Annotated in this window: 5 protein-coding genes and 2 pseudogenes; 4 read left to right on the top strand and 3 right to left on the bottom strand. The window is 55.9% G+C overall.

Annotated elements, in window-relative coordinates; all coding sequences use genetic code 11:
• From V6C16_RS06750 to V6C16_RS06740, 3 genes and pseudogenes are all read left to right on the top strand, one after another.
• Window positions 1–211 (top strand): annotated as a pseudogene (locus V6C16_RS06750) (glycosyltransferase family 2 protein); the annotation flags it as partial.
• Between the two features lie 464 nt (window positions 212–675).
• Complete coding sequence (locus tag V6C16_RS06745; RefSeq protein ID WP_333534279.1) at window positions 676–2,007, top strand: GGDEF domain-containing protein; 1,332 nt, start codon at window positions 676–678, stop codon at window positions 2,005–2,007.
• A 543-nt stretch (window positions 2,008–2,550) separates the two neighbouring features.
• Complete coding sequence (locus tag V6C16_RS06740; RefSeq protein ID WP_333534278.1) at window positions 2,551–2,688, top strand: hypothetical protein; 138 nt, start codon at window positions 2,551–2,553, stop codon at window positions 2,686–2,688.
• Window positions 2,689–2,833: 145 nt separating this feature from the next.
• Here V6C16_RS06740 and V6C16_RS06735 read toward each other — a convergent pair whose 3' ends face one another.
• The 3 genes and pseudogenes from V6C16_RS06735 to rpoZ all read right to left on the bottom strand — a co-directional run bounded on the left by V6C16_RS06735 (window position 2,834) and on the right by rpoZ (window position 4,841).
• Window positions 2,834–3,412 (bottom strand): nitroreductase family protein, encoded by a 579-nt coding sequence (locus V6C16_RS06735; RefSeq protein WP_333534277.1) that lies wholly within the window; start codon window positions 3,410–3,412, stop codon window positions 2,834–2,836.
• A gap of 123 nt (window positions 3,413–3,535) precedes the next feature.
• Window positions 3,536–4,225: pseudogene (locus tag V6C16_RS06730) on the bottom strand (DnaJ domain-containing protein); the annotation flags it as partial.
• 379 nt (window positions 4,226–4,604) lie between these two features.
• Window positions 4,605–4,841: a DNA-directed RNA polymerase subunit omega gene (gene rpoZ / locus V6C16_RS06725; protein ID WP_333536944.1), complete on the bottom strand. Its 237-nt coding sequence runs from the start codon at window positions 4,839–4,841 to the stop codon at window positions 4,605–4,607.
• 235 nt (window positions 4,842–5,076) lie between these two features.
• Between rpoZ and V6C16_RS06720 the strand changes: the two genes are divergently transcribed.
• Window positions 5,077–5,826: tRNA lysidine(34) synthetase (locus V6C16_RS06720; protein WP_333542929.1), on the top strand; the 750-nt coding region annotated here is incomplete at its 3' end.

The raw sequence follows: 5,826 nt of genomic DNA, 5'->3' as shown, positions 1-5,826 counted from the left end.
TGAAAGGCTGCTGCGTCTTACGGCCGCCGTGGAAGGGCCGGACAGCGCGGCTTCGGTGCGGGCCGCCCTGACAGGGCCATCCGGTGCGGACCGTCGGGAAGGAAAAGCCAAGGCGCGTGTGCAACATGCCCGCCGTGCGGCATACGCTATGGGTGACTCTTTGCTGGCCGAGGTTTTTAATCAGTGGCTTTTGCGTTATGGCCGGGCGTAAGGGACAGCCATTTCGGTGACCGCTGCGGCCAAAACGTAAAATATTTCTTCATGAGGCGTGAACAGGCCGTCGGTATAGGTAAGTACATTTTTTATGTCTGACCCGCATCACGGTTTTTGTCTTGGTGACTCTGTGTATTCATCTTTTTCTGTCCGCTCTGCCTCCTGTCGGTGACTCGGCAAAGCGTTTTTAATTATTACAGAAAAATGTTGATCCTTTGCATTGGGCGATGCATCTCCGCATCGCTTTTTTTATTTTTTTAAAAGATGCGCACTGTTTTGGCCGTGTTTAAAACATTGACAGAAAATTATTGTTAGGAATTATTGACAGTATTGCTGTATTTTAATATGATAAAAGCTATATAAGTTTTTGCTATAAATATGTCGGATGTACGGTATGGACCTCGAAAGTTGTTGTACCAAGTTTTTTCTAAGACCGGTTACGGCCGGCGTGTGGAGCGTCAGATGAAAGCTGTGGATGGACGTTCTGCAGGTTTTTTTCAGACACTCGCTCGTGAAGCGCCCCTTGCTTGCGGGAACCGTCTGGATTTTCTGCAGGGCCTGCCTCAGGCCCTCGCGGTTATGCGGGTAGATCTGGATATGATGGGCCGTCCCTGCGACTTGATGGTTGTTTATGGCAATGAGGCTCTTTTCACGCTTTTTGGTGTTCCCCGCGAATGGCTGACCGGAGTTTCTCTTATTGACTCCCATCTGAAGCTGGACAGAGTATGGCTGGAAATTTTCTGGAAGACGGCCTACCAGGGACATATACAGGAAATGACCGGCTTCTGGGCATCGCTGGGCAGACATCTTGCCGTAACCTGTCATCAGCCCCAGTACGGCTATTGCACCTGTCTTTTTCAGGATATCACCGAACGTGTGAACAAAGAAAATGATCTGGCAAAAAACCGTAATCGCCTTGAAGCGCTGCTGCACAGCACTGTGGATATGGTTTTTCAGATGGATCCGGTTACCGGAATCATCAGCAATCTTGATCAGGGCCTGGCTTCGTGCGGTGGTCTGCTTAAAGCCCGAAGTGTGCCGAAAGCCCTTTTACGTCACGGTCTTTTGGCCTCCGGGCAGAATGAAAAGATCATCAGGCTTATCCGCCTTGCCCTGTGTGACGAAGATGACTGTACCTGCGAGGTGCGCGCAAGGCTCAAGGTCGGCTCGCCCTTTACCTGGCACAGCCTGACAGTTGTGAGCTACAGCGATCCATGCACTCATGAACTCGGCATCATAGGTTTTCTTAAAGACGTGCATGCCAGCATCAAGGAAAGGGACGCGTTGGTGCGCCGGGCGGAAAAAGACCCTCTTTGCGGTATTTACAATCGGGCTGCGGGCGAAAGCATTGTTGCTTCACGGTTGGCAGCAACGAACGGAACCAGCACCAGTGCGGCTTTGCTTATTTTTGATCTGGATGATTTCAAGGCGGTTAACGACACCGCCGGACATGCGGTGGGCGATGCGGTGCTGAAGGCCTTTGCCGCTCTGCTGGGGCAGGGCTTTCGCAAGGATGATACCATTTTTCGGCTTGGCGGTGATGAGTTTGCCGTTTTTGTACAGAATATGCCGCAGGAAAGGATTTTTCGTGTCAGCAAAAACCTTGCGACCAAGCTGGAAGAGCCTCTGGTTGACGGCATGTGCATAGGGATGTGCGTTGGGGTTGCCTACAGCCAGTCAGGGCGCCACAGCTATGAAGACTTTTATAAAATGGCCGATAAGGCTTTGTATAATGCCAAGGAAGGTGGCAAGAGACAGGGCGCCATCCTTTGTCTGCATGACAACGGCGATTGAAGCGCCGGGGTGGATTCCGGCGCCGTAAAGGCATACTGTTTGAAAAATGTTTTGATACGCATATTTGTGCGTCGTGGGTGTGTTCGTGAGAAAGAGTGCCGTTTGAGCGCCTCTGCGTTGCATTTCGTGGCATGCAACGCCGGCAGCCGCGGCCATAGCCGCATTGCGGTTAATTATCTCAGAATGCAGGACGTACAAAAAAGAGGGCTGTCAGTAGTGGGGCAGCCCTCACTTTTTTTGCTGAAAAACATGCCCTGCAGAGCGTTAATCCGGGCCAGACGACACCGCATGGCGGCTGGTGACGTTTGGTTCTGCAATTGCGCTGCGTCAGGTATTTCAGACTATTACAGACAATCATCCGCGACAGGCGCAGCCGCCCATAAGCAAGCGCCGCCACAGGCAAGCAGCCGTCATGCACACGTACCCGTCACTGGTGAGCGCCCGTCCCACGCCTGACCGTGCAAACGCGCACGGTTGGAACTGTGGGGCGGGCGCTTCGAATTTTGCCAGCCTGTGAAATTATCCTGCCGGAGCAGTTGGTTCATGAAACAGCCCTGGCATGTCCGGACCGTTGCCGCATCGCTGGCTGACAACAAGTTTTTTGCTGCTTTTGCACAATTTTCCAGCCAGACAAAGGGAAGAAGAGCATTACCAATGCTGCCCGCACTCAGCGCCTTCTGAAAACGTACCCATATAAACGCCCCAGAATTTCCTGAATCGCTCATATACGCGCCCAGAGTACAGTTGGGTACATGGGTGCGGCTGAAGCGGTTGGACACTGCTGGGTACGGCTCGAAGCTGCCCTTGCAGGTACTCCCGGAAGCCCCTAGAAACGGCCGATAATCAGATCGTCCAAGGTTCTTTTGGGAACATGGTGAACCCCCTGCGCGTCGCGCCAATAGGTGGTATTGCCGTCTGCGGGCAGCGGAGCCACAACGCGCGTTTCTTTGGCCGCGCCCAGGCCGAGCACCAGCGCGGGTTTCAGGCTGGCCGGAACCTGCAAGAGAGCGGGTACGGCCTGATGGTCAAAAGATTTGATGATGCAGCAGCCCCAGTCACGGCTGCTGGCTGCCAGTTGTATGGTCTGGGCGGCAATGCCCACATCGTAGAATGTCAGCTCAGTGCCGCCCTGCGGCATGAAAATGGTGATAAAGCCCGTGGGCTGTTCGCCGGGGTGCGGCCCGCCCCAGTCCTTGAGCGCGCCTGCCCAGCGGGTGAGGGAAAAAAGTTTTTTGCAGGTTTCGCCCTGGGCAACAAGGCTGAACCGCAAATCCTGGGCATTTCTGGCCGAAGGCGCAAGCCTGGCACAATCCACAAGCCATTCCAGATCATTCATGGTCAGTGGCCGCTCTTCAGCGAAGCGGCGGCAGGTACGCGCCTTTTCAACCAATTCTCTGAAATTCATGAGTTCCTCCTTGCCTGGTTCGGCAAAGGCTCAAGCATGGGCAAGAGCATGTTTTTTTGCAGGGATACTTTCAACGTAGTTATGCCGTTTATCCGGCATGCAGAAGTGCAATTCCCACGCACAGCCGTCATCGGGCCTGCCCAGGCAGCCGCCAGAGAAGTTTCCGGCAGGCACACGCACCACCAGTTCGCGGGTGTCGGTAACAATGCCTTCGCCCTTGCATTTGGGGCAGCGCTTGCTGATGACGCGGCCCGTGCCTTCACAAGACGGGCAGGGCATGGCGATCTGGAAAAAGCCCTGCGAACGCCGCACCTGACCGGAACCGTTGCAGTGGCGGCAGGTTTCGGTCTTGCTGCCCGGGGCTGCGCCGCTGCCTTTGCAGTCGCCACAGGTGACGTGCTTGGGCAGGGAAAGGGTGATCTCATCACCATTGGCGGCCTGGGAAAAAGTAATGGTGAGGTTGTAGCGCAGGTCTGATCCGGCCATGGGCCGAGGCCCACGGGCAGAGGAAAACCCAAACAGGTCGCCGAAAATGTCGCTGAAGTGGGCGAAGATGTCTTCGTTGCTGCCGAAGCCGCCGGCCCCACCCTGCACCCCGGCATGGCCGAAGCGGTCGTAGCGGGCGCGTTTTTCCGCATCGCGCAGAATCTCGTAGGCTTCTGCCGCCTGCTTGAATTTTTGTTCGGCCTCGTGATCGCCCGGGTTGTGGTCCGGGTGGTACTTGAGGGCAAGCTTGCGGTATGCCTTCTTAATCTCATCATCACCGGCGCTGCGGCTGACGCCCAGCACCTCGTAGTAATCAAGCTCCATCATGGGTTCCGGTGGCTGCGTGCTTGTGCGCCTGGGTTAAAGGTTGTATTCGCAGGCGCGGCGGCCGCCTTATGGCAACCGCCGCGCGGGAATCTAAGCGCCTTTTATCCCGGCCCGCTTTGGGCCGGATGCCGTAAGGCCGATGCTTTTTGTCCGGCTGCGGATAAAAAACGGTTTTCCGCGCTTTATGAGCCGCGTGGGCCGCATTGTTATGTTTTTCGCAGCCTGCCTTGCGGCAGGGGAGTCAGGCAGGTTTTTTAGAGCATTTAACACTTGAAATGCTCGCTTACGGCAGGCAAAAGCCTGCCTGCTCGCATTTCGTGGCAAGGATTTTCAGGAAAATCCTTGCAGAGCAGTTGACTCATTTCATTCGTAAACTGCTCTAGTTTTCTTCAGCCGTGGGGGCCTGCCCGTCAAGCGGCGTGTAAAGCGCATCGTCATCGGGCAGCACTTTGCCCGCGGCTATTTCACGCAGGGCGGTGACCACTTCCTTGTTGCGCGATTCCACAAGGGGTTCGTAACCTTCGCGGTACTGATGCACACGCTTGATAGCCATCTGCACCAGCAGAAAGCGGTTGTCCACGCGCTCCTGGCAATCTTCAACAGTAATACGGGCCATGCTGCCTCCGTAGTGTGGGCGGCCGGGGGCCGCCAATCTGTGGCGAAAGACTTCGCCGCAGTTCGTTTTTTGAAATAATACCGCCCGACCGTTTGTAAAGGGGGTCGGGCGCGGGATACGCCTGAGTGCAGGCTTTGCCTGCTGAAATAAGATATGATATAGGCCGCCTCTGTACCTGTCAAGAGCCGGGAAAGGCGTCGGACAGCATAGACCATTCTTAAGGAGATTGCCAGTCATGAGCAGAGAAAAACGGTCTTTCGCGCAGGAAGTCTGCGTGAAAAGCGCGGGCAAGGCCATGCAGATGGCAGGCATGCTCTGGCCCGGCTGCCGGGTGGGGGTGGCGGCGTCCGGCGGAGTGGACAGCTTTGTGCTGCTGAAAACGCTTAAAATACGTCAGGGAATCGTACCTTTTCGCTTTGAAATCATGGCTCTGCACCTCAACCCCGGTTTTGACGCCCAAAGCCACGCGGCACTTTTGCCCTGGCTGGCGGAGCACGGCATTCCCGCCCACCTTGAGGTCACAAGCCACGGGCCTGACGCCCACTCAGAAAAAAACCTGCGCCGCTCGGCCTGTTTCCGCTGCGCCTGGCTGCGCCGTAAAAGGCTGTTTGAGCTTTGTTCGCAGTACGGGCTTACCCATCTTGCCCTGGGCCATAATGCCGAAGATCTGGTGGAAACGTTTTTCATGAACATCTGCCGCAACGGGCGCGTGGACGGCATGAGCATGAACGAGCCTTTTTTTGACGGCAAACTGCGGCTTATCCGTCCGCTCATGCTGGTGGAGAAAAAGTATATCCGCCAGGCGGCGCGGCAATGGGGCCTGCCCATCTGGGCCAATGCCTGTCCCTCGGCCGGAAAGACGGCCAGAAGCGACATGGCCCAGACCCTTGAGCATCTTTATGCCGTTACAAAAGACGGCCGACGCTGCGTGCTCAACGGCCTGACCCGCTGGCAGCTGGACAAAAGCAGCGCCGCAGCGCGGGAG

The organism is Desulfovibrio sp. 1188_IL3213 (genome assembly GCF_036763145.1).
Classification (GTDB): Bacteria; Desulfobacterota; Desulfovibrionia; order Desulfovibrionales; family Desulfovibrionaceae; genus Desulfovibrio.
The sequence above is the reverse complement of the archived record's forward strand: the minus strand, read 5'-3'. Positions and strand labels throughout refer to the sequence as shown.